The sequence below is a fragment of the Chitinophagales bacterium genome (genome assembly GCA_020636495.1).
Classification (GTDB): domain Bacteria; phylum Bacteroidota; class Bacteroidia; order Chitinophagales; family Chitinophagaceae; genus UBA5543.
Map to the genome: position 1 here is coordinate 1,562,365 of JACJXQ010000008.1, position 23,883 is coordinate 1,586,247.

The window sequence follows — 23,883 nt, forward strand, 5'->3', positions numbered from 1 at the left end:
ATGGTTTATGGTCTTGTTTGTGCATGTGTTTATGCTTTTCTGCATATGCCAATAAGATAGACTCGCTTGCTAACTTAGCGGATGTGGAACAATTCCTGTCTGTTGAGCTGGGAGAGACGGGCGTTTTATATTTTAAAAGATGTACGGGGATATCGGTAACAGAAAGGAACCGTTTGTACAACCATCTTTATTTTGAGATCCCGGATACTATTTATGTAGAAGACCCTGTTACCTCGGAGGTGTATCGTACTACTGTGCAGAGGGATTCAAGCGGGTTGCGAACGCTTGATTCTCAAAGCCTCTCTTTATTCATTCCATATGATCGTATTGTCAGCCTGATGAAGGAGCAATCCTGGCATATGTATAAAGCAGATATAGACAGAAATGGGAATACAGACCTTGTAATAGACATAGGTATGTCCGGCACAATAGTGTTGATGGATATGGGTGAAAGGGTAGAGGGACATGCATTGTTAGACAATAAAGATTTTCTTTCATATAGCTTCAGGAAGTTCACGTTATTGCCGGATGGTTCTACTGCATTAGTGCTCAGACATAACCCCTGTACATTAAGAGAACGCACGGCAAGACCCAGCACCATATCGTACATAACAGACACGATAACTGGAGGGACATCAGGAGGGTCGAGGATAGATACTATGTACAAGATCGTTACGATAATTGATTCGATATATAACTGGAACGCCGGTAAGCCCTATTACAGCTACCGTTGTGTGCAGAGCGATACCGTAGATATGAAACGTTATCATGTGTACGATACGTTGGTTTATCAATTTGACGGTTTTGTGAAATATAATGCTCATTCCATACATAAGAGCATTGCTAAAATTGTGTACAACAAAATATTTAGTAGTGATGACCCAATGAATGCCTGTGTGGAAGTGAATGTAAATGGTGCATGTTATTTGCGATTCGAGGAACATGATGCTACTTTTTCCGGTACAATTAACAGGGCGGAATTAGTAAGCTTGTGGGGACTGGCTGAATACCTTGATATTGACCGTAACGAATACAGCGACAATTGTAATGATGACCAGATCAGGCATGGTAATGTGTTCGTTATTCAATTTGAAGACGGCACAATAAAAGAAATTGTATTTGGTAAGTGTACGCCACCTATGGGGTTAGGCTACCTGAGCAAAAAACTCTCAGACATCAGCCGTACCGTATATTGGCAGCCCGCAGAAAAATGTAGTGTTCCGGAATGTATCTGCAAACATAAGCCGGAAGTGCAATGGAGTGGTGCCAGGTGTGATTGTGCCTCGATAGATGAGGTGTGGTGAAACTCCGGTTATACTGACATCGGTTAATTTGACGAGACAAAAGAAGACTATACCGCTTTGAGCATCCATGTGGCCTGTATTTTGGGTGGTGGCTCTTTGCTGTTGCGTGCCTGTTGGGGCAATACTTTCATGAGGTGTGGCAGCGTGCTTAGTTTTTCGTAGTCGGGAGCTGCTTCCTGTATTATTTCAAAGCCCTGTTCGCTGAAAAATGCACGGGCATCTTCGTAACTGTCAAATTTATTCTCTTCGATACGGTGCTGCTCAAGGAAGGAGGACTCCTGCATGCTTTGCGGCATCTTAGCCCTCATTTCTGCGGGTAGCTTTACATAAATGTCTGCAGTGATCCAGTAGCCGCCACGCTGTTTCAGTGTTTTGTGTATGGTTTGGCAGAGTTGTTTTTTCTCTACTATGTCCAGGTACATCAACAGGCCTTCGTTGACGATGGTCAGAGGGCCATCCGGAAACCTGTTTACTACATTGTTGAAGGCAGACTCGTCCATTGCATTCAGTGGCAGCAACTCGAACGTGCCTTTCATGCCGCTGTCTAAATGCAGTTGGTCTATCATGTTCTGCTTGGTAGCTACCACTTCGGGCAGGTCGGTATCAATGTAGTGTATTTGTTCGTCGTTGACACAAAGGTCAAGCCCTCGTAAAGAATAGCCGGAAGACAGCTCGAGTATGTTGGTGCTGTTGGTTTGTTTCAGTAGTTGGTCGATACTCCAGTAGCGGCTCTCAAAGTGCATCACGCGCATCCAGAACCAGAAGTCTTTATTGTCGAAGTTGAGATCGAATGCTTCGGGGCCCTGCATGAGTGCTGCCGTTTGCTCAGCATATGGTATATTGGTATAACCTTTCATCAGCAACAGCGATTTGGCTGAAGGGCTGATAGTGCTGAAGTCTTTTTGTTCCTGTGGCATGGTTTGTTTCTTGAAATGAGTAATAAAAGTAAGGCTTTAGTGATCGGGGGCATCATTCAGTTGCAGTTGCCGAAGCTTGGGCGCTTTGAGCCATGTGAAGATAACTACACCAATGGTCATACAACCGCCGAATACTACAGCAGTGACGGTACCCATAAGCCTTGCAGTAAAGCCGCTTTCAGCGGCACCCAACTCGTTGCTGCTGGAGATGAACATGGTATTTACTGCCGCTACACGCCCGCGCATGGCATCGGGGGTGTAGAGTTGTAGTATCGTCCACCGGATGACCACGCTTACCGCATCGAGCATACCGCTAAGCAGCAACATACTAAACGACAGGAAGAAATTGGTAGAGATACCGAATATGATAATAGAGACTCCGAAGCCGATCAATGCAAGGAGCAATTTCTTTCCGGCATTCTTATTGAGCGGTATCACACTGAGAATGAGCAATGATATGATAGAACCAATGCCCGGTGCTGCACGCAGCCAGCCAAAGCCTACTTCGCCTACCTGGAGTATATCAGTAGCATAAACGGGTAATAATGCAACAGCACCACCAAAGAGTACGGCAAACATATCCAGTGCCAGTGCTGCCAGTATCACCTGTGTGCGGAATACAAACGTGAGTCCTTCTTTGAGGCTCTGCAGCATAGGTGTGTTGGGCTTATGGGTGAGCGGTTTGCGGGGTATGGTGAGTATAGCCAGCAGAGATAGTAACTGTATCACGAACACCAGTGCATAGCTGATGGTATAATCGGCAATGGCCATGATGGCCCCACCCAGCAGGGGGCCTAACACTGCACCTGTTTGCCAGGCGGTGCTGCTCCATGTACTGGCATTGGCGTAGTGTTTGCGAGGCACCAGCAGCCCCATAAGCGAGAAGTTGGCCGGGCTGGCAAAGGCCCTGATAGCCCCGTTGGCAAATACTACTGCATACATGAACCAAACAGTAGCCTTAACGCCTGCAATATCCTGAAACGACTGTAATGACAGCCCGAGGTATATCAACGAAGTGGCCATAAAACCTGCGATGCACCACATCATCAGGTTTCGTTTTTCGTGCTGGTCGGAAAAGTGGCCGGTGAAGAAAGAAAAACCTATGGCGGGTACTACTTCGCATATGCCGATCATACCCAGCGATAACGGATCTTTTGTGAGCTGGTATACCATATAACTCACAATGGTCATCTGCATATTCAGGGCCAGTATGAGCGCGATGCGCATACCTAAATAGCTGCGGAACTCCTTGTATCGCAGTGTTTTGTTCTTTATTAAAAAGGATATGTATGGTCGCAATGCAGTACCTGTATTATAAAATGTGGTGCAAAGGTAAGGCAAAGGCGGTGATAGATGCGGATTGTCGGCGGATATTTGTTAATGTGTAATTGGTTGAAAACCAGTATTGGAATCGCTCAAAGTATTTAGATTTTGATTTTTTTGTTTTGAATATATTCGGTACCTTTGCCGTCCAAAAAATTTTTTAAAAGTGGAAGAAAATCAAATTGTTAACCAAACTGAGGGCTTGACAGAACAACAAGCCGGCGCTCATGACGATTTCGACTGGAGCGTGGACAAAAGAAACGTATCTGCCTACTCACAAAGTGAGCAAGACGAAATGGAAAAGATGTACGACAGTACATTTAAAGACATTACAGAGTCTGAACTGCTGGTAGGCCAGATAGTGGGTAAAACCAAAACAGACGTGATCATCAACATCGGTTTCAAAAGCGATGGCCTGGTATCACTGAACGAATTCCGTGACCTTGACGAAGTAAAGATCGGCGATGAAGTGGAAGTAATGGTGGTAGAGAAGGAAGACCGCAACGGTCACCTGCACCTGAGCCGCCGCCAGGCACGCCAGAGCCGTGCATGGTTGAAGATCGTGGATTTCTACAAAACAGGCGAAGTGGTTACCGGTACCATTACCAGCAAAACCAAAGGCGGCCTGATAGTAGATGTTTACGGACTGGAAACATTCCTGCCGGGTTCACAAATTGACGTGAAACCAGTTACCGACTACGACCAGTATGTTGGTAAGACCATGGATTTCAAAGTAGTAAAGATCAACGAAGCTATACGCAACGCCGTTGTATCTCACAAAGCGCTTATCGAGAGCGATATCGAGCAGCAGCGTAGCGAGATCATCGGTAAACTGGAGAAAGGACAGGTACTGGAAGGTACTGTTAAGAATGTTACTGACTTCGGTGCATTCATCGACCTGGGCGGTGTAGATGGCCTGTTGTACATCACAGATATCAGCTGGGGCCGCATCAGCCACCCGAGCGAGGTGTTGCATAACGGTCAGTCTCTGAACGTGGTAGTTCTTGACTTTGACGATGAGAAAAAACGTATCAGCCTTGGCCTGAAGCAACTTACTCCTCATCCTTGGGAGAGCCTGAGCGATGATGTGAAAGAAGGTGCTAAAGTAAAAGGTAAGGTAGTAAACATAGAAGATTACGGTGCATTCCTGGAGATCATGCCTGGTGTAGAAGGCCTGGTACACGTATCAGAGATCACATGGTCATCTCAGCCTATCAATGCCAAGGAGTTCTTTAACATGAACGACGAGTATGAGGCAGTAGTTGTAACACTGGATAAAGACGAGCGCAAAATGAGCCTGTCTATCAAACAACTGACTGAAGATCCATGGGATACTATCGAGAACAAATTCCCGATAGACAGCCGCCACAAAGGTATCGTGAAGAACATCACTCCTTATGGTGTATTCGTTGAGCTGGAAACAGGTATCGGCGGTATGATCCACATCAGCGACCTGAGCTGGATCAAGCGCTACAATCACCCTAACGAGTTCACTAAAGTAGGTGACGAGATAGACGTGGTTATCCTGAGCATAGATAAAGAAACACGCAAACTGGCACTGGGTCATAAACAACTGGAAGAAGATCCGTGGAATACCTTCGAAACAGTGTTCCCTATCGGTAGCACACACGAAGGACAAGTGACCAAGCGTGATGAGAAAGGTGCAATCGTACAGTTGCAGTATGGCCTGGAAGCATTTGCTCCTGCACGCCACCTGCGCAAAGAAGATGGCAGCAACGTAGAAGTGGACGAAACACTTCCGTTCGTTATCATCGAGTTCGATCGCAACGACAAGCGTATTATGGTATCTCACAGCCGCATTTGGGAAAAAGCAAAAGCTGACGAGAAAGATGCCGCACGCAAAGAAGCAGCAGCTGAAACAGAGCAGACCAAGAAGGCAATGAAGAACGTTCAGAGCAAGGTAGAAAAAGCTACCCTGGGCGACCTGGATGCACTGGCTGAGCTGAAAGAAAAAATGAAGAAAGCTGAAGACGATAAATAATTCAGTATAACTCATAATTAATAACGGGCCCCGCAATAGCGGGGCCCGTTGCTTTTGGGGGAGTTGTCATCCAAAAGTTAAACATCCTTAAATCGTGATTTTAGTCAGCTATATGGCTTTATGACATATATTAAGCGTTTATCTTTGGTTATGTCGTTGCGGAAAGGGCAATATAATTACCTCTATGTACTGATAGCATTTGTACTGGTAGGGCTGATAGGCATTCAGTTATACTGGATCAATAAGACCATCGCAGTAGAGAAGAATGCTATAAAGCGCAGCCTGAACAGTGATTTTGAGAAACTGGCGCGCCAGGCAGAGGAATACGCATCCTGCTACATACTGCGTGCAAAAACTTATATCAACAAAGGGGAGGGGATATACCTTGTCAAGCAGAAGGTAGATAGCAACGGCAATTACATAGGGCCGGAGCAAGGAGGGTTTATAGATACGGTGAACCTGTTCAACTTTCACATAGTGAATGGAGATACGATCCTTGAGAATTACCCGTCGCTGGAGCTGCGCAGGTTTGCGAGTTCGCTGGACGCGACCTTCAATTTTGCTATTGAAGGCGTCAGGGATCCTGCTTCTTATGCTTTTGATAAGCTGACCAGCGAGAACCTGAAACAAGCTTTTGATAATACTATTGATATTGAAAATGCCATAGGACGGAACTACCTGGACGCACAGATAAAAGAGGTGTTGCGCAGAAATGAGCTGGATACCAATTACAGTGCCGGGGTAAAAAAGCAGGGTGCCGGAGCCTTTCTTATTCTTACAGACAGTTTGAGGCAGCCTTATAGCTATAGAGACGTGCTGGAAGTGCCATTGTTTGCCAATGAGGTAACCGAGCCCTACTTGCTGGTCATAGGCCTGCCCCAACCTTTTGCCAAGGTTATCAGGTCATTATCTGTAATGCTGATATCGTCGGTAGTGATCATCCTGATACTGATATTATCCTATGCCTATTTTGTACGCACCATCATCAACCAGCGCAAACTGTCTGAGATGAAGAACGCCTTTATAAATAATATGACCCATGAATTCAGGACACCTATCACCAACATAGGGCTGGCTATTGAGAACTGGCGGGATACGGGTAAGAATCCTGATTTCTATTACAACATCATCGAGGAAGAGAACCGGCATATGGAGAAAAACGTGAACCAGATACTTGAGCTGGCAACGATGAAGCATAAGGATAACGGGGTGGCATATGAACCGGTGGATATGCACGAACTGACCAGGAAGGCGATAGAGAGTTTTAACATGCAGGTAAAGAGTGTGAATGGCCAACTGGTATTTGAGCCGGGTGCGCATACACACCATATATACGGCAACGAAAGAGAGATGTATAATATGGTACTGAACCTGGTGGATAATGCAGTAAAGTACAGGTCGGCCAATCCTGAGATACATGTAAGTACCTATGATGAAGGAACATGGCTGGTGATAGAAGTGCGTGACAATGGCATTGGTATGACAGCCGAGACACAGGAACATATATTTGAGCGTTTCTACCGAAGCGATACCGGCGACCGACATGATGTAAAAGGCTTTGGGCTCGGGCTGAGTTATGTGAAATATATTGTTGACTGTCATGGCGGTACAATACTGGTGAAAAGCAAACCGGGCTATGGCAGCACGTTTACCATTCGATTACCCAAAAACAACAAAACATGATGAACAGGATATTTTTTGTAGAAGACGATACCAACCTGGGTATGCTGCTGAAGGAGAATATGGAGCATAAAGGTTTTGAGACCGTGTGGTGTAAGGACGGAGAAGAGGGGATGAAGAAGTTCAGACCCGGGTACTTCAGTCTATGCATACTGGATGTGATGTTGCCGATGAAAGATGGCTTTGAGCTATCTAAAGAGATAAGAAAAGTAGACCCTGATGTGCCTTTTATCTTTCTTACATCGAGAGGAATGCAGAACGACAGGATAAAAGGCTTTGAATACGGTTGTGAAGACTATATCACCAAGCCGTTCAGTACGCAGGAGTTGTATATGCGCATTAATGTGATCTTGCGCAGGTTGCATCAGCCTGCTACTGCAGCCAATACAAATGTTTTTGTTGTGGGAAAATATACTTTCGATCATACTGCGATGACCCTGGAGATCAATGGAGAGGTGGAAAAGCTCAGCTCAAAAGAATGTGAATTGCTGTATATGCTGGTGACGAATATCAATGTGCTGGTGAATCGGGATGTAATATTGAGAAAAGTGTGGGGTAATGATGATTATTTTTCGGCTAAGAGTATGGATGTGTACATCAGCAAGATAAGGAAGAGGCTGAAAGAAGACCCTGCTATAGAAATATTGAATGCTTATGGCATAGGATTTAAAATGATAGTAAGCAGTATGTAATGTAGTTACATACTGCTTACTATTCCCGTTACTGTTTTATAAATTCACTATAATTTATTGTTCCTTCTTCATCCTGCATCAACAGCAGGTAAGTCCCCGAAGCCAGGCCGCTGATGTCTATACCTGTTTTGCTGTAATTGTCCAACCTGATCACTACTTTGCCTGTAACATCTGTTACCAGTATGTTGTTCGTTGCAGTAGTAGTTTCGAAGCTGATGACGTTGTGCGCCGGGTTAGGGAAAAGTTTGATATGTTTTGCTTTAGCAGCTGCATTGTCAACTGTTGTGTACACAGGAAGTTCTTTCATGGCTCCACCTTCCGGCAGTGCTGCCCACATGCTGAGAGCGGGACCTCCGCTGTTACTGTCAGGTGTTGCGAAGCCTGAGAAGAGAATCGTTACAGACTTGCCTGTAAGGTTCCAGTCTGTGATCTTGATCTCGTATTTCTCCATTAGTACATTTCCGCTGCCCGTATCTATCTTGATGACAGGAACACCGCCTTGTGCAATAGTGCCGTAAGACGCACTGAAATCACCATAATTAAGGTCAGCAAATAACGATGAGTTGTCCGCTTTCCTGATGTCGATAGCAGGGGCATCTGTGCTGCCGTGCATATACAATACATCGGTGCTCGTTGCTACCGTAGCTTCTTCGCGCGCATTGTTGTTCAGGTCAATGGTCAGTGCCGGCTTTGGCAGGTAGTTGGTATCGCTTTCGATACCATTCAGCACTGCAGCATATGTTTTGCCCGAGTCGAGCGTGATATTGGTATTGAAGAATTGATTACCCGAACCTGCCTTGGCGATACCTACGTTCATGGCCAGGCCGGCATATGCGTCCATATAGGCTGTGGCATGCCTGAAATCTAACGTATCTATTGCTTTTTGGTTATTGACATAAAAGTCAAGTTTCCCAACCCCGGTATCCGCGCTGTTGTGTATTACCTGTATCCTGGCCAGTTTTTCGGCTGTTGTGGTAAATGGTAACTCTACCAGCGGCCCACCTGTAGGCAGTGACAACCAGAGACCGAACGGTTCACCATTGCTGTTGGCTGCAGGATTCATAAAACCTGAACCAATCACTACTACACCCAGTCCCGAAGTAGATAAGGTAGGGAAGTCAGCTTCGTAATTATGTGTGGTTTTGTTGCCAACGGTATTGGTGATGCGGAAGTTGTAGTAGCCAGTAGCAGACAATGAAGTGTAACCGTTGCTGAAATCGCCATATCCCAGATCGTTGGCCAGAATGTCCAGCCCTGTTCTGATATCCATTTGGGGTGCATCAGTACATCCGTTCAGGAACAGCAGGTCGGTTTTTCCGGCAGTTGCTCCTTCCTGTCCCATATTGTATACGTGCATGGACAGTTTTTTGTATGGGCTGTAACCTGTAGTGCTTTTTACCCCGTCTATCACCATCACATAAACATTGGTCTGGTTCAGCGTTATATTCATGTTGTAAAAAGTATCGGCCACGGTAAGTGAAGTACTTTCCGCAACTCCTATGTCAAGAGCTGTTCCTGCAGGCAGGTCAACATATGCCTGTGAGCTTCTGAAAAACAAATCGTTTACCGACAATGATCCGTTTACATAAATATCAATCGTTGGTAAGGCCAGCTCCGGACAATTGTTGATGAACTGCACACGAGTAACCTGTGCTTTTGATGAAAGGGACAGCCATAAAAGAGAGAATACAAGTAGAGTTTTTACGTTCATAAATACTTTTTAAGTAATGAGATCTTCGTTCCTGTTAAAACATTAAAAATAATGAAAATATCCCAAACTGTTACAAACTGACATGCAGATTACAAACCACAGGTTATTAGCACATTATTATTCCTCATTAATTGGTAAATTGACATCTTGAAATAATAAGTTGCAGCTTGCAACGCCTCTTATGAACTTCGGAATTTCAATACATAATAAATATAGTTTCATTACACGCCTGGCAAGTACAATACTGCTGACTGTTTATGTTACAGTTGTCAGTGCGCAGGCACTTGTCAATAAAAAGATACTGCTGAAAAGCGGAACCGTTTACACGCACAACAATGTAGATGAGTGGTTGCAAAATAATCCGGCGGGACGGTTGAAGCTTCCTGTTCAACTACTGTTTCAGTTTGATACGTTACCAGCTGACAGCAGGAAAGAAGTTTTGAAAAACAGCGGTATAGTATTGGGTGATTATATACCCGATAATACTTATGTAGTTACCTGCTACCAATACCCGCAAAAGGAATTATTGAATGCAGCCGGCATAAGCTACATAACGAACGTTACACCGGACATGAAAATGAGTGATGATCTGAAAGCCGCAGTTCAGCATGCAGGAGAAGAGGTAGAACTGACAGTGATGTTTACCGGCGTAAAAGAGGCTGATGCATTGGAGGCTATAGCTACATCGGGCGGAGTAATGCTCAGCAACAGGCTGACCTCTATGGGCTATATCCATGCCCGGCTGCCAAAGCACAACGTCGTTCCGCTTATGCAATGGTATGGCGTAGCATATGCGAATGTATACCGGGAAGATGTACCATTGAATATAGACGAGAAAGCGATGACCCGCGGACAATTGGCAGCAGCACCATTAAGCAACGGAGGATATGGACTGAAAGGGGAGGGTATAACTATTGGTGTAGGAGATAATGTTTCGGGCATATATCACGTAGACCTGATGGACAGGATCATCAACTACAATACGGCAGCTTATACCAATCATGGGGTGCATATCAACGGTATTGTTGGTGGTGCAGGCATAGTAGACCTGCGAGGTGAAGGCATGGCACCTGCAGCTACGCTAACGAACCATTATTTCAGTGATGTGCTTGATGCTACCCCCGAAATATCATCATTGTATAATGTGATCGTAACTAACAACTCTTACTCGTCGGTACAGGGCAATTGCGATAACTCGGGTATCTACGACGTATTGTCGGAAGGGCTGGATAAACTTTGTAATTCTAATAATACCGTATTGCAGGTTTTTGCGGCTGCTAACAACGGCCTGTATGACTGTCCGCCTTACCCGCAGGGGTTTGCCACCATTACAGGAGGGTATCAACCTGCAAAAAATAACCTTGTAGTGGCCAGTACCGACCGTGAGTATGTGAATGCAGACAACTCGTCGCGCGGGCCTGTAAGGGACGGACGATTGAAACCTGAGATATCTGCCGTTGGCGTGAATGTGAACTCAACCACCAGGCATGATGAATATCTTGTAGCAAGTGGTACCAGCATGGCCTGCCCGCAGGTGGCAGGAGCAGCAGCGCTGCTGGCACAAAGAATGAAACAACTGAGCGGCATTACAAAACCCAGGGCTGACCTGCTGAAAACCTTGCTGATAAACGGAGCTACAGATATAGGCAACGAAGGCCCGGACTACAGGTTTGGTTTTGGCTTTCTTAATGTGCAGCGTTCTCTTATTATGCTGGACAGTAACAGGTATGCCACCGGCAATATTTCTACAGGAGGAGAGCAAACCTATGATGTTGTAGTACCTCCCGGTGTTGCTCAACTGAAGGTGCTGTTGTGCTGGCATGATGCGCCTGCTACGCCAATGGCTGCTAAGGTGCTGGTAAATGATATAGACCTTGAAGTGGCTGAACCGGGTAATAAGGTGCACCAACCATTGGTACTTGATGCCACACCGGCTAATATCAATAACCCGGCGGTAGAAAAAGAAGACAGGCTGAATAACTGTGAACAGGTAGTAATAGATGATCCCGGTCCGGGTAAATATACTATCAGGGTAAAAGGCTTTAGTGTGCCAACGGGCAGCCAGGATTATGTCATCGCGTATGACTTTATACCTGCAGGCATAGCCTTTAAATACCCGCTTACTGCCAGTGCTGTAAAGGCAGGTGATTCTATGTATATCTACTGGGATGCATCGAAAGGGAACAGCACATTCACGCTTGAGTATTCTGAGAATACCGGTGGTGTGTGGAATATGATAGATAACAATATTCCCGCAGGACAATTGCATTATAAGTGGGCGGTACCTGCCGGCATCAACTCGGGCAAATGCCTGATGCGGTTGACTCGCGGCGCTGAACAAGCGACGAGTGAAATGTTCATAATCAGCACACAACCTGATGTGAAACTGAGTAGCGTGCAATGTCCCGGATACATACAAATAGAATGGAGTGCCATACCCAATGCTACCGGGTACGTGGTGATGAGAAAAGCAGGGCCTGTTATGGCAGTGGTGGATACCGTAACAATAACTAATTATGTATTCTCCGGTTTAGACCCGGATAGCACTTATTATGTGGCCGTGAGCCCGGTAATAGATGGCCTGGCGGGTTACAGGAATGTAGCGGTAAAGCGCACACCTAAAGATGGTAGCTGCAGCGGCAATATCTCTGACGGTGACCTGATGATAGAAAAAGTGACGGCACCGCTAACGGGGAGAAAGCTAACGGGCACGGAATTAACAGCCGCTGAACTATTAACGGTAAGGGTGCGTAATCTTGATGATGCGCCTTGTAATACTTACAAATTGTCGTACAGCATCAATGGCGGACCATGGGTGCCGCAGAGTATGGCTACTCCTGTTGCCGCCAACAGCGCGACATCTGTGAGTATACTTGGTTTAGACCTTTCTGCTGAAGGAGATCACCACATCAGGGTAGCTATTGAGAATCTGGCACTGGCAGATCCCGTACATAGTAATGATAGTTTTGACTACTACGTGTCCCAATTGCCTAATCCTTCTGTTACGCTGGATTATTATGATGGCTTTGAATCGCTCCCGGTTTTCAGGAGTATTAAAGATACATTCGGGTTGAGTACGGACAGGCGATGGGATTTTGAGAAGACCACCGATACCGGGCAGCTCAGGAGCTTTGTACTCAACAGTGTGCTGATCAGTGGCCAGCGTTCGCTGAGTCTTGACGCCTATAAGAACTGCCCCGGCAATTTCAATGCGCTGACAGGTACATTCAACCTGGCTAATTATGATGCGAACAAAGATGAAGTAAGGCTGGAATTTGATTATATCATACATGGCGTGCCCAAGTTTGAACCCGGCAACGAGGTAGTAGCAAGAGGCAAGGATACTAAGGAGTTTCAACCCATATATACCTATGAAATGAGGTTAGGTGACGTTGGCAAGGTGCTGAATTCAGGCAGTATATCTCTCAGCGACCTGGTATTAAATACCGGTGACAATTTTTCATCCAGTACACAGGTGCAGTTTGGCCAGAATGATATTTCAAATATCGGGGCACTGAAAGCAGGTAGTGGTATGACGCTGGATAATGTACGGTTGTATACCGTGCAAAATGATGTACAACTACTGGGTGTGGTGCTGCCTACACAACTGTCCTGCGGTATCACCGGGCCTTCGCCGTTGACCATAAGGATACGTAATGGTGTGAATATCGAGCAGAAGAATATTTCGTTGCATTACAGGCTGGATAATGGTAGCGTAGTGTCAGAATCGTTATCAAGCCTGGCAGGTAAACAAACCCTTGATTTTACATTCAGTAACCTGTTGGACATCTCCGCCTCCGGCGAGCATCAACTGGATATATGGCTTTCGGCCAACGGGGATACATATCGGAAGAATGACAGCATTCTTGATTACAAGGTGAGGAACCAACCTTTGGTAAGTACCTATCCGTATTTTGAGGATTTTGAATCCGGAGACGGTTATTGGTACACGGGAGGCATCAACAGTTCCTGGGCATATGGCACACCGTCTGCACCAAAGATAAGTGCTGCTTATAGCGGGAAAAAAGCATGGGTGACCAACTTATCTGGCAATTATAATGATAAGGAGAACTCATATCTCTATTCTCCATGTTTTGATATATCAGGGATGGAGCACCCTACATTCAGCAGCAGGATAGCGGTGGATATTGAGAACTGTGATTTTGTGCTGTGTGACGAGGCGCACCTGGAATACACAACAGATGGCGACAAATGGCTGCGTGTAGGGGCATACGGAGAAGGTACCAACTGGTATACCGACAGCAACTACCAGGCATGGAATGTGCTGGATAACACGACATGGCACCAGGCAGAGATAGCGTTACCTGATAGCGTAGGCAATATACAGTTGCGCTACGTATTCCATTCAGATGAGGGCGCATCTTTTGAGGGGCTGGCCATTGATGACATCAGGATATATGACCTGAAACTGTACACGCCTGATAACAGTATTATCAGTATCAGTCCTAATCCTACTGATAATGGCATTGTGAATATAGAATGGGCAGCACACAATGGTACGGATATGCACCTGGTAATGACAGATGCTATGGGCAGAACCGTATACCAGTCAACAGCAACCGCAGGAAATGAGGGTTATAACAAAACGACGTTGCAGACGCCATTGTATGCTTCAGGTATGTACTTTATGCGCATTGTCATAGGCGACAGAGAGCACAAAAGAAAGATCGTATACCGCAGCAGGTAGTGCTTACCTGTTGAACAATATCTTAAGATAGAAAGATGGTTTCCTCAGCTGGTCGCGCAGATCCAGGTCGGTGAACATGCAACTGATAGTCTTACTTAAAGAAGGACTCTTTTCAGCTTTATTCACCACCAGGTTGAACAACCATGGGAAACGGCATAGCTTCTGCATGGTAGTACCCAGTTTCAGTTCGTCGCCCAGTCGCCTGTATAGTACGATATCGTAAGCTTCTTTTATGAACGCGGCATCGAAACGATTTTCTTTCAGACAGTTCTCAATGGCATCTGCCGCCAGCATGCCACTGTACAGAGCGTTGCCGATACCCTCACCGCTGAAAGGGTCTATCAGGCTGGCTGCATCACCGGTCAATAAGAAGTTCTCACCGGACACGGGCATTTGCTCCATACCCATCGGCAATCCCCAGCCCAGTATCTTACCATCCAGTTTAGCATTTTTGAAGCGTGGGCTGATGTTAGGGTTGTTCTTGATAGCGTCCAGCATTTTTTCGCGCAGGTTGATCTTTTTCGCCCTGATGCGTTCTGATAATATGCCTACCCCCACATTGGTTTTTCCATTGGGCAGGGGGAATATCCAGAAATAGCCGGGCAATACCTCGGGAAGGAAATGCAGTTCTATGAAATTTTCTTCGTGCATACCTGTCACGCCATCATAATAAGCGCGCAGACCTACGGCAGATGTTTTATCTGTTGTGTATTCACTAAGGAACTGCTTACGCACAATGCTCTTGTCGCCGTCTGCACCAACCAGCAGTGGTGCGGTGATGGTATATGTCTGCCCGTTCTGTACAAAAGTTACTGTCACTTTGCCATCGGTACGGGTAATTTCTTTTACTGACGCCTGCTGAAATATGGTGCTGTATTCAGTAGGGAGTTTTTCAAACAGGAAATTGTCGAAAACCAGTCGCGGGGTAGTGAATCCCGGAGCTTGTTCGCCCGGTTGTTTGTTGGGGTTGAAGGGTATATGCAATGGTTTGCCATTGGGCGCAACGAATATGATGCCGTGGCTGGGCGTAAACTTCTCAGGTTGACGGAATATCTCCTGCAGCCACTCGGGGTTGGCTTTGCGCAATACAAAGGCTGTTTTGCCGCTGCATGCATCGCCGCATACCTTATCGCGTGGAAACTGGTCTTTTTCCAGGATTATGTGTGGTATGCCTGCTTTTGATAGATATATTGACGTTCCTGCTCCTGCAGGCCCTGCACCGATGATAATAACCGAAGTCTCTAAATGCTTACTGTCCATTGCTTCTTGAAGCGCCAAATATAGCAGGCTAAAGCCAATTTTATGCCTGTTTGCCCAAATAATCAGCATTAATTCTGCATGATGTACCTTATTTCAACTACATACTACATTGGTTAACAATATGTAAATGTCGCCTGCAAACTTGTTGACGACACCTCCGGCATGCTAAGTTTGTATGTAATGCCGGCAGGCATATGAAACGAACAAATAGATAAAATGTCCGATAACAGGGTATATTTCAAGAACTTAAACGGCGTCAGGTTCCTGGCGGCACTGGTGGTTATTATCCACCATATAGAGATGGGTAAGTTCTGGTTGGGACAGCCCAATATCTATAAAAATTCATTTGTGGGCGGTGTATTCGGTCAGTTGGGTATTATTCTGTTCTTTGTGTTGAGTGGTTTCCTCATCACTTATCTTTTGCTGGAAGAACACCGCCGTTCTGGAACAATATCTATCAAGAGTTTCTATATGCGACGTATCCTGCGCATATGGCCGGTATACTATCTTATTGTTCTGCTCAGCTTTTTTGTCTTTCCGCATATAGACTTCTTTTACCTGCCCACCTATAGTGAACATATTAATGACGCCTTTTGGGTAAAGGCGGCATTGTATCTTTCGTTCCTGCCCAACCTGGGTTATACTTTGTACGAGCATATTGCTTATGCCACACAAACGTGGTCGGTTGGGGTAGAAGAACAGTTCTACCTGATATGGCCTGTATTGATGTTGTGGGCCATCAATAAGAAGAAGATAATGCCCATGCTGGTTGGTGTTATCGTATTCTACCTGTTAGTAAAAACGGTAACCGTATATTTCTATAGCCAGGATATGACCCGTTTCACCACGCAGGAATATGCATGGTTGTTCTGGGATCATTTCTCCATAGACTGTATGGCTCTGGGCGGCATTGGCGCTTACCTGTTGTTCTATAACAAACAAAAGATTCTGGACATCTTGTTCAATAGATACCTGCAACTGGCTTTGTACGCTGTCCTTGCTATTGTTACTGTAAAAGGCTGGGTGTTGCCCTGGTATAATAAAGAGTGGTACGCCCTGGTATTTACCGTTCTTATACTGAATCTGGCAGCTAATAAGCAATCTGTTATCAATCTTGAATTCAAACCGCTGAATTATTTAGGAAAAATATCATATGGTTTGTACATGTACCATAATATAGTACTGATAGTGACCATCAAGCTGATGATAATATATAATGTTGTTGAAATAAGTTCTGTTGCAGGTACAGTCGTTCTTTATGTATTATCATTGGGAGGCACCGGGCTGCTTTCTGCTCTTTCATATGAATACTTCGAAAAATGGTTCTTGTCTGCAAAAACAAGGTTTGCCAAAGTGCAGAGTGGCGATAAGATAGAAGACCATGCTCCCGTAAAGGCGAGCGATACACCAATAGAACAGTTACATATTCCAGGTGCTGTTTCAGTAAAATAGAATATTCTGAAAGCTTTTCGGGACATTATTTTATATTATATCAGGTGATGTTCTGCCCTTGAGACAGTTTCAATAAGTTAAAAAATAAGCCTTACAAAGGATAAAACCTTCATTTATCTGCTGCAAACCTGTATCTTTGCGCCCCAAACAGGTTCTTAATAGAATGATCGGTCGTAGAAATATCAGGGTCAAAGTTATGCAGGCACTTTATACACTTGCTACTACAGGTGTAACCACCCCTGAAGAACAAAAGAAAAAAGGTGCTGAATTACTGGACGAAAAGCTGGCCCGTTTTTTAGATCTCTTCGTAATATCCGTTCTGTATACAATGCGTGTAGCCCAGTATGCCGAAAAAGACGCCGGCAAAAGGGCATCAAAATATCTTCCAACCTCAGACGACCTGAATGTCAATACCAAGATCTCTGGCAATGATTTTCTTTGGAAGATACTGAACAATGAGACCTTTACAGAGAAAATAAAGGATAAGGATATAAACAGGTACCTGGATGAGGACCTGGTAAAAAAGATATACAAGCGATTTGTTGAAACCGATGAGTATGAAAGCTATACTTCGGTAAGGGAAAGAGACCCCAAAATTGAGGTGGCTATCATCAAATACATATGGGATGAGCAGATATACGGTGATGAGTCTGTGATGGAATATTTTACAGATGAACTGCCCGGCTGGGAAGATGATATGGATATGGTGAAGATATTGATGGATAACTTCTTCAAAAGCAGCTCACGCATCAACTTCCTTAAACTTATCTCTGCCGAGAAGAATGAATATGCACACAACCTGCTGGTTACAACTATAGAGAAAGAAGAGTACTGTGTGGAGCTGATACAGCCTAAACTGGTGAACTGGGATTCTGAGCGTGTAGCGCTGATAGATATGCTGTTGCTGCGCATGGGCGTTTGTGAGCTCCTGTATTTCCCAACCATACCTACCAAGGTTACTATCAATGAATATATCGAGATAGCCAAGTTGTACAGTACACCACAAAGCGGGCAGTTTGTGAACGGGGTGCTTGATAATATTCTGAAAGACCTGGCTAAGGAAAATAAAATTCATAAAGAACAGAGAAACGCTAAATAAATTTGCCAAAACACTTTGTATGAAAAAGTTCATGCCTTTTTTGATGCTGGTTTTATTAGCAACAGCTTGTAACGATGATACAACGCAAAAGCAGGATGCGACAGGTAAAGACCTTTTGTCTACTGAGCTGGTGAACAATCCTCACTCTGCCGACGGATTGGACACAGCAGCGCAGAATGCATTGCCGACCATGGATTTTACAGATACTCTGCATGACTTTGGCACCCTGAATGAAGGAGAGAAAGCAGTATATGATTTTGCCTTTACCAACAATGGTAAAACGCCGCTGATCATAAGCGACGCAAAAGGCTCTTGTGGATGCACGGTAGCAGAGTTTCCGCGCGACCCGATCGCGCCTGGAGCTTCAGGTAAGATACAAGTGGTATTTAACTCTATAGATAAGTCAGGCCACCAGGAAAAATCAGTATCTGTCACCACCAATACAGCACGCAGCGTGCATATGCTGTACTTTAAAGGTGATGTGAAGGCTGATCCGAATAAAACGTATTAATTTTATATAATAAACCATCAGAATAATGTTAGCACAGATCTATTCAGTATTATTACAAGCGCCGGCCGGCGGAGGCAGTATCCAGCTTATCTTTTTGGTAGGTATGATCGCCGTGATGTATTTCTTTATGATACGTCCGCAGGCAAAACGCCAGAAAGAGCAAAAACAATTTGCCACCACTATAGATGTTGGTGAGCGTGTAGTTACTTCAGCGGGGATCCATGGTACTATCAAGCGTACCAATGATGATGATACCCTTTTGCTGGAAGTACACCACGGTTCTTTTATTACTATTGAGCGCTCAGCTGTATCAATGGAAATGACCAATGCATTCCGCAAAAAAGCAGGAATTGCAACAGCATCTGCCGATACAAAAAAATAATTACGGGTTTATGCTGAAAGTAGGAATTACAGGAGGCATAGGGGCCGGTAAGTCAGTTGTATGCCGGGTGTTTCATACACTCGGCATACCTGTATTTGATGCTGACCATGCTGCAAAAATGCTCATGGACACAGACCCCACACTGATAGCGGGTATTACTAAGTTGCTTGGCCCCGGTGTATATACGTCGGGCAAGGTGAACAGGGAGCAACTGGCAGCGGCTGTGTTTAAAGACAAAAGCCTGTTGCAACAACTCAACGCGCTGGTGCATCCCGCAACCATAGACTACGGTAAGAAATGGATGCAGCAGCAAAACGCGCCTTATACCATAAAAGAAGCAGCCATATTTTTTGAAAGCGGCAGCTACAAGGATATGGATGTGATGGTAGGTGTTACTGCACCTGAAGAACTTCGAATATCAAGGGCGATGCAACGTTCGGGTATGACCCGTGAAAAAGTGCAGGAACGTATTGCCAGCCAGATGAATGACGCAGAAAAAATGGCCATGTGTGATCATGTAATTATCAATGATGATAAGCAGGCCATCATACCTCAGGTAATGCAGTTGCATAGCCAACTACTTGACAGGGCAAAACTGCGCTAATTTACTCGCCCCACACATCGGCAATGTACTTCTTGTAAACAAATATATTATCCTCGTCAGTTTCCGTTTCCTGCAGGTGCAATAAGGTTTTGTGCAGCATATTCAATCTCCTGTTTGCTTTGGTAGCTGAGTTTTTTGTGTTGGTGGCTGCCACCTCATCTTTAAAGAAATAGGCAACGTCGAAAATATAAGATGCTATTGATGCCCGGTAAACACCTATGTTTTCCGTGGTAATATAGTTTTCCACTTCGGCCAGAACTTTGGCAAACGCATCATCCGAAGGTGTGTTCTTCATATATTTAGCCAGGCTGCCTGAATAGCTTATTTTGTTATTGCCTGCAAAACGGTAGTGCCATTCATTTATCAGAACGGTATCTTCGGTATTCCCTTTTTCACCTATAATATCCCATACTTTATTCAGCAGCGCTGCTTTCGGGTACTGTGCCAGCATCTTTTTAGCAACAGAGTACACGGTGTCTTTATCTACTACTGCCAGTGCGCCTAATGCGGCGGCTTCTACTTTATATGATATATCAGCAAGCCCCACGTATATATCATCTTCTGCAGCAGATACTTTCCATTTGGCCAGCACATCGAAAGCAGCTGCCCGCACGTGGCAGGACATATCCTGTACGGCCAGCATCTGAACGTCTGACCTGAACATATTCTGCACTTTGTCCGTCTTCTGCTGTTGCAACACATTCATCACAAAAACCCTTACATATTCCAGGTTGTCCATTACGGCCTTTTTATACATATCCTGCACACTTGCAGTGCCTAAGCTGTTGCTGCAGGCTTTCAGCGAGGCTATTTTTGCACGGTAGTCTTCGGGCCGAGCATTGTAGTAACATCTTACCCAATGGTCGGTTGCTTTGTCGTCGTTTATTTTGCCAACCAGCAGGTGGTCAGCGTCGATGTAAACAGCAGGTCTTGTGCTGTCATGATACGGGTAGCTTACGGTCATCGTCCGTACATCCATGTCTATCATATCACTGAATACCTGCTTGCCATTCACCACATTAATTTTGAAGGGCAGGCGGTACATCTGGTCCTGTTTTTGCACCAGTGTTATTTTGACATTTCGTGCTTTGTCGTCAAATACATAATTCACATCTATTACCGGGTGTCCGCCCCTGAAATACCACTGGTCGAAGAACCAGTTCCAGTCTTTACCTGTTGCTTTCTCTACAGCCATGCGCCAGTTATGTACTTCGGCAGGTTGCAGTGCATTACTATGCAGGTATATGTCCATGGCCCTGTAAAAAGCGCTGTCGCCTGCCAGCCCATGCAGGTAGTGCAGTATACTGGCACCTTTCTGGTAGGATATCCTGTCGAACATATCCTCACGCTCGTTGTAGTGGAAACGGGCGAGTGGTGCATCGTTCTTGTCTGCCTGGTTCAGGTAGGACATAAAATCATCATAGCCGAGTTTTTGCTGCGATGCTTCGCCGTATTTGTACCTGCGCCACAGTTGTTCGCCATAAGTAGCGAATGATTCATTCAATGTCAGGTTCGACCAAGACTCAGCCGTTACATAATCGCCAAACCACTGGTGGAACAACTCATGGGATACCACGTCTTCATAATCCTTGTCTATCATTTCGCGCTTGTCCTGGTTGATGAACTCACCGAACAGGGTAGCACTGGTGTTCTCCATCGCCCCGGAAACATAATCCCTGACTACTACCTGCGAATATTTATTCCAAGGATAAGGCACACCGGTAACACCTGAAAAGAAGCCGATCATTTCGGGTGTGTTTTTGAACATTTCCAGGGCGTAAGGTGCAAATTGTGGTTCTACGTAGTAGTTCACATCCTTGCCATTCCACTGTTTGTCTGCCACTATCTCAAACTTACCTATGGCAAACATCATTACATAAGGCTGTATCTCCTTATCCATGCTCCACACATCAGTACGTGTACCATCCTCATGAAACACTGCCTCTCCGGACTGCCCGTTGCTCAGCGTGGTCATGCTGTCGGGCACCGTAAGGTGTATGCGTGTGGTAAAACGCTCATTGGGCCTGTCGAAGGTGGGTACCCAGTGCGAGTTGGCCTGTGTTTCTCCCTGTGTCCATATCTGCACAGGTTTGTTGGGTACACTCCTGTCGGTATTGATAAAATACAATCCCCTGTCGTCCCTGATGGCCTTACTGCCTCCTGTAGGTGCAGCATAAGGTTGGGCTATATAGTCTATGGATACTTTTACTTGCTCTTTGTTGTGGTATTTCCTGTCAAGGTAAATGGTCAGGCTGTCGTTGTTGTAATTCAGTTTTTGTTTCATGCCATTCACCAGGACATCTTTTATCTGCATGCTTTTAGCATCCAGTATTATTTTGTCGCTGCTGTAGAAGTAGGGGTGCATATCCAGCTCTGCATGGCCGGTAGCTGTTTTTTCTGCAAAGTTGAAACGTAAGGCCACATCTGTATGAGTAATATCCCAGTCCATGGTTTCTGACGCCCTGTATTCGCTGCCTGCTGAACTTATTGTGATATCCGGTAGCATTACCGACCTTGCTGTTTTCCGACTGCTGCTGCAAGATGCTGCAATAAGAACGGGCACCATTAAAAGAGGGAATAAAGATCTCATATGTATTATTGCTCTGATGTGTATTTGCAGAGGTAATATTACTCAATACTTACAATATAGAGCTACCCTTTACCGGGGTATTTTGATTTAAGGGCACAAGGCCATACCTAAGGTGAGTTGTTAAACCTTCCAAGTCTGCTGAAAGCCAATAATAATTGGTTAAATTTGCCCTCTATTAAAACAAACACGTTACATGCTGCAGATATCTGTAAACGATAAAGAAGCCTATTCGGTAGTAAATGAAGGCGGCGAATGGCTGCTGGATGGTACAAAAGTGGATTGTGATATTCAGTTGCAACCCAATGGGCTCATCAGCATATTATATAATAACAAAAGTTATACAGCTACTGTTGAGGGTATTGATGTCAAAGCCAAGCAACTAACGCTCAGGATAGACGGTCGTCTGCAGCGGGTAGCTGTCAGTGAGCCGATGGACCAGTTGCTGGCCAGTATGGGTATGGACCTGAAAGCCATGCAGAAGGCAGAGCCTGTAAAGGCACCTATGCCGGGTATGATCCTGAAAATAATGGTAGAACCCGGGCAGCAGATAGCCAAAGGCGATGGGTTGCTGATTCTTGAGGCCATGAAGATGGAGAATGTGCTGAAGGCTGGTGCCGATGCTAAAGTAAAAGCCATCAATGTACAGGAAAAAACAGCTGTCGAAAAGGGAGCAATATTAATAGAACTGGAATAGTGAAGCAGGCCCTTCATACCATACTGTTTGTTTTGTTGTGTACGGTATTGCCCGGTGGGCTGCTGGCCAATGGTTTTTCCTATGTATATATACAGGGAGACAAGACACTGCCTTTCTATGTGAAACTGGAGGACCAGATGCTGCCCCGTTATGGAAAAAACTATAACCTGATACCACAACTGGCACCCGGTGTTATTAATATACAGGTACTGTTTCAGCAAAATGCTTACCCGGCACAAAAGTTCTCTATTGTAGTCCCGGAGAGTGGTTTCAGGGGGTTTCTGCTCATGAAGAAAGGTGATGCGTTTACCTTATATGATATTCACCAGCAGTTTTACCTGCATGCAGGTAATAAGCCCGAAGATGATAAAGCTCCCGTTGCCAATACAGCAGAAGCCTATGTATACAAACCCCGGATTGAAAGTACGCCTGCTCCGGTTGCAAATAGCACGGTAGCCAGGCAAAGCTCAGGGCCCAGGTTCATGACGAATGTAGAGCTGAACAACGAACGCACCATACAGCAGGAGCCTGCGCGTGAGGTACGCGAAAGCAGGAGGAATGAACCACAGGAAGAGGTCAGTTATTCTGAAACAGGTTATGGCAGGCAGGATGAATATACCTCGCCGGAACCGGAGGGGAATAGCATGGCAGTTACGAACAGCGACTGCCCCGAACCCGTAAGCGAAGGGGATTTTGAAGACCTGTATAAAAAAGTGCAGGACAAAAACGAAAAAACGAAACTGAAATACCTTCTGTCGAAAATGGATGGCTGTTATACCAGCAACCAGGCACGGATATTGACAGAAGCATTAAGTAATGACCCGGAAAAATACACGTTCCTGAAAAGGGTATACCCCCGTATCACGGACCAGTATAATTTTCCTGCTCATGAAAATCTGCTGTCTACCGAAGAATGGAAGAGTTATTTCAGGCTGATCATATCAAAATAATATT

17 protein-coding genes are annotated in these 23,883 nt (G+C 45.2%); 12 read left to right on the forward strand and 5 right to left on the reverse strand.

The window, feature by feature from the left end; all coding sequences use genetic code 11:
* Nucleotides 1–83: 83 nt before the first annotated feature.
* On the forward strand, nt 84–1,304 hold the full coding sequence (locus H6550_06730; protein ID MCB9045817.1) for a hypothetical protein: 1,221 nt from the start codon (nt 84–86) through the stop codon (nt 1,302–1,304).
* 47 nt (nt 1,305–1,351) lie between these two features.
* Here the strand turns inward: H6550_06730 and H6550_06735 are convergent, their stop codons facing one another.
* Entirely contained in the window at nt 1,352–2,221 is an 870-nt protein-coding gene (locus H6550_06735; GenBank protein ID MCB9045818.1) for a hypothetical protein, read from the reverse strand.
* 36 nt (nt 2,222–2,257) lie between these two features.
* Nucleotides 2,258–3,448 (reverse strand): MFS transporter, encoded by a 1,191-nt coding sequence (locus H6550_06740; GenBank protein ID MCB9045819.1) that lies wholly within the window; start codon nt 3,446–3,448, stop codon nt 2,258–2,260.
* 226 nt (nt 3,449–3,674) lie between these two features.
* Between H6550_06740 and rpsA the strand changes: the two genes are divergently transcribed.
* From rpsA to H6550_06755, 3 genes are all read left to right on the forward strand, one after another.
* Nucleotides 3,675–5,546 (forward strand): 30S ribosomal protein S1, encoded by a 1,872-nt coding sequence (gene rpsA / locus H6550_06745; protein MCB9045820.1) that lies wholly within the window; start codon nt 3,675–3,677, stop codon nt 5,544–5,546.
* A gap of 150 nt (nt 5,547–5,696) precedes the next feature.
* Nucleotides 5,697–7,229, forward strand: a complete 1,533-nt coding sequence (locus H6550_06750) for a HAMP domain-containing histidine kinase (GenBank protein MCB9045821.1) — start codon at nt 5,697–5,699, stop codon at nt 7,227–7,229.
* On the forward strand, nt 7,229–7,918 hold the full coding sequence (locus tag H6550_06755) for a response regulator transcription factor (GenBank protein ID MCB9045822.1): 690 nt from the start codon (nt 7,229–7,231) through the stop codon (nt 7,916–7,918). Before H6550_06750 ends, H6550_06755 begins: the two co-directional genes overlap by 1 nt.
* A gap of 28 nt (nt 7,919–7,946) precedes the next feature.
* Here the strand turns inward: H6550_06755 and H6550_06760 are convergent, their stop codons facing one another.
* On the reverse strand, nt 7,947–9,629 hold the full coding sequence (locus tag H6550_06760; protein MCB9045823.1) for a DUF4397 domain-containing protein: 1,683 nt from the start codon (nt 9,627–9,629) through the stop codon (nt 7,947–7,949).
* A gap of 181 nt (nt 9,630–9,810) precedes the next feature.
* Here H6550_06760 and H6550_06765 point away from each other — a divergent pair, with 181 nt between their 5' ends.
* The gene (locus tag H6550_06765) at nt 9,811–14,337 is read left to right on the forward strand and encodes a S8 family serine peptidase (protein MCB9045824.1); all 4,527 of its coding nucleotides are present in this window, start codon (nt 9,811–9,813) and stop codon (nt 14,335–14,337) included.
* A 3-nt stretch (nt 14,338–14,340) separates the two neighbouring features.
* On the opposite strand, the gene H6550_06770 is transcribed toward H6550_06765, so the two are convergent.
* Nucleotides 14,341–15,597: a geranylgeranyl reductase family protein gene (locus tag H6550_06770; protein MCB9045825.1), complete on the reverse strand. Its 1,257-nt coding sequence runs from the start codon at nt 15,595–15,597 to the stop codon at nt 14,341–14,343.
* 216 nt (nt 15,598–15,813) lie between these two features.
* Here H6550_06770 and H6550_06775 point away from each other — a divergent pair, with 216 nt between their 5' ends.
* The 5 genes from H6550_06775 (at nt 15,814) to H6550_06795 (ending at nt 19,645) form a co-directional block, all read left to right on the forward strand.
* Nucleotides 15,814–17,049 carry an acyltransferase gene (locus tag H6550_06775; protein MCB9045826.1) on the forward strand — a complete coding sequence of 412 codons (1,236 nt, stop codon included), beginning with the start codon at nt 15,814–15,816 and terminating at the stop codon, nt 17,047–17,049.
* A gap of 163 nt (nt 17,050–17,212) precedes the next feature.
* A complete protein-coding gene (gene nusB / locus H6550_06780; GenBank protein MCB9045827.1) occupies nt 17,213–18,148 on the forward strand; it encodes a transcription antitermination factor NusB in 936 nt (311 codons plus the stop codon).
* Between the two features lie 19 nt (nt 18,149–18,167).
* Nucleotides 18,168–18,659 (forward strand): DUF1573 domain-containing protein, encoded by a 492-nt coding sequence (locus H6550_06785; GenBank protein ID MCB9045828.1) that lies wholly within the window; start codon nt 18,168–18,170, stop codon nt 18,657–18,659.
* A 25-nt stretch (nt 18,660–18,684) separates the two neighbouring features.
* Nucleotides 18,685–19,041: a preprotein translocase subunit YajC gene (yajC, locus tag H6550_06790; GenBank protein MCB9045829.1), complete on the forward strand. Its 357-nt coding sequence runs from the start codon at nt 18,685–18,687 to the stop codon at nt 19,039–19,041.
* 10 nt (nt 19,042–19,051) lie between these two features.
* Nucleotides 19,052–19,645, forward strand: coding sequence for a dephospho-CoA kinase (locus H6550_06795; protein ID MCB9045830.1), 594 nt, complete (start codon nt 19,052–19,054; stop codon nt 19,643–19,645).
* Between the two features lies 1 nt (nt 19,646).
* Here the strand turns inward: H6550_06795 and H6550_06800 are convergent, their stop codons facing one another.
* Nucleotides 19,647–22,235 carry a M1 family metallopeptidase gene (locus tag H6550_06800; GenBank protein ID MCB9045831.1) on the reverse strand — a complete coding sequence of 863 codons (2,589 nt, stop codon included), beginning with the start codon at nt 22,233–22,235 and terminating at the stop codon, nt 19,647–19,649.
* A gap of 193 nt (nt 22,236–22,428) precedes the next feature.
* On the opposite strand from H6550_06800, the gene H6550_06805 reads away from it, so the two are divergent.
* Nucleotides 22,429–22,929 carry an acetyl-CoA carboxylase biotin carboxyl carrier protein subunit gene (locus tag H6550_06805; GenBank protein ID MCB9045832.1) on the forward strand — a complete coding sequence of 167 codons (501 nt, stop codon included), beginning with the start codon at nt 22,429–22,431 and terminating at the stop codon, nt 22,927–22,929.
* The gene (locus H6550_06810; protein ID MCB9045833.1) at nt 22,929–23,879 is read left to right on the forward strand and encodes a DUF4476 domain-containing protein; all 951 of its coding nucleotides are present in this window, start codon (nt 22,929–22,931) and stop codon (nt 23,877–23,879) included. Before H6550_06805 ends, H6550_06810 begins: the two co-directional genes overlap by 1 nt.
* Nucleotides 23,880–23,883 lie beyond the last annotated feature (4 nt).

What these genes read in the sequence shown, in the direction of transcription:
- H6550_06805 (MCB9045832.1), top strand. Translation starts at nt 22,429, where the DNA reads ATGCTGCAGATATCTGTAAACGATAAAGAAGCCTATTCGGTAGTAAAT.
- H6550_06770 (MCB9045825.1), bottom strand. Translation starts at nt 15,597, where the DNA reads ATGGACAGTAAGCATTTAGAGACTTCGGTTATTATCATCGGTGCAGGG.
- H6550_06750 (MCB9045821.1), top strand. Translation starts at nt 5,697, where the DNA reads ATGTCGTTGCGGAAAGGGCAATATAATTACCTCTATGTACTGATAGCA.
- H6550_06785 (MCB9045828.1), top strand. Translation starts at nt 18,168, where the DNA reads ATGAAAAAGTTCATGCCTTTTTTGATGCTGGTTTTATTAGCAACAGCT.
- nusB (MCB9045827.1), top strand. Translation starts at nt 17,213, where the DNA reads ATGATCGGTCGTAGAAATATCAGGGTCAAAGTTATGCAGGCACTTTAT.
- H6550_06795 (MCB9045830.1), top strand. Translation starts at nt 19,052, where the DNA reads ATGCTGAAAGTAGGAATTACAGGAGGCATAGGGGCCGGTAAGTCAGTT.
- H6550_06760 (MCB9045823.1), bottom strand. Translation starts at nt 9,629, where the DNA reads ATGAACGTAAAAACTCTACTTGTATTCTCTCTTTTATGGCTGTCCCTT.
- H6550_06800 (MCB9045831.1), bottom strand. Translation starts at nt 22,235, where the DNA reads ATGAGATCTTTATTCCCTCTTTTAATGGTGCCCGTTCTTATTGCAGCA.
- H6550_06735 (MCB9045818.1), bottom strand. Translation starts at nt 2,221, where the DNA reads ATGCCACAGGAACAAAAAGACTTCAGCACTATCAGCCCTTCAGCCAAA.
- H6550_06765 (MCB9045824.1), top strand. Translation starts at nt 9,811, where the DNA reads ATGAACTTCGGAATTTCAATACATAATAAATATAGTTTCATTACACGC.
- yajC (MCB9045829.1), top strand. Translation starts at nt 18,685, where the DNA reads ATGTTAGCACAGATCTATTCAGTATTATTACAAGCGCCGGCCGGCGGA.
- H6550_06775 (MCB9045826.1), top strand. Translation starts at nt 15,814, where the DNA reads ATGTCCGATAACAGGGTATATTTCAAGAACTTAAACGGCGTCAGGTTC.
- H6550_06755 (MCB9045822.1), top strand. Translation starts at nt 7,229, where the DNA reads ATGAACAGGATATTTTTTGTAGAAGACGATACCAACCTGGGTATGCTG.
- H6550_06740 (MCB9045819.1), bottom strand. Translation starts at nt 3,448, where the DNA reads ATGCGCATCGCGCTCATACTGGCCCTGAATATGCAGATGACCATTGTG.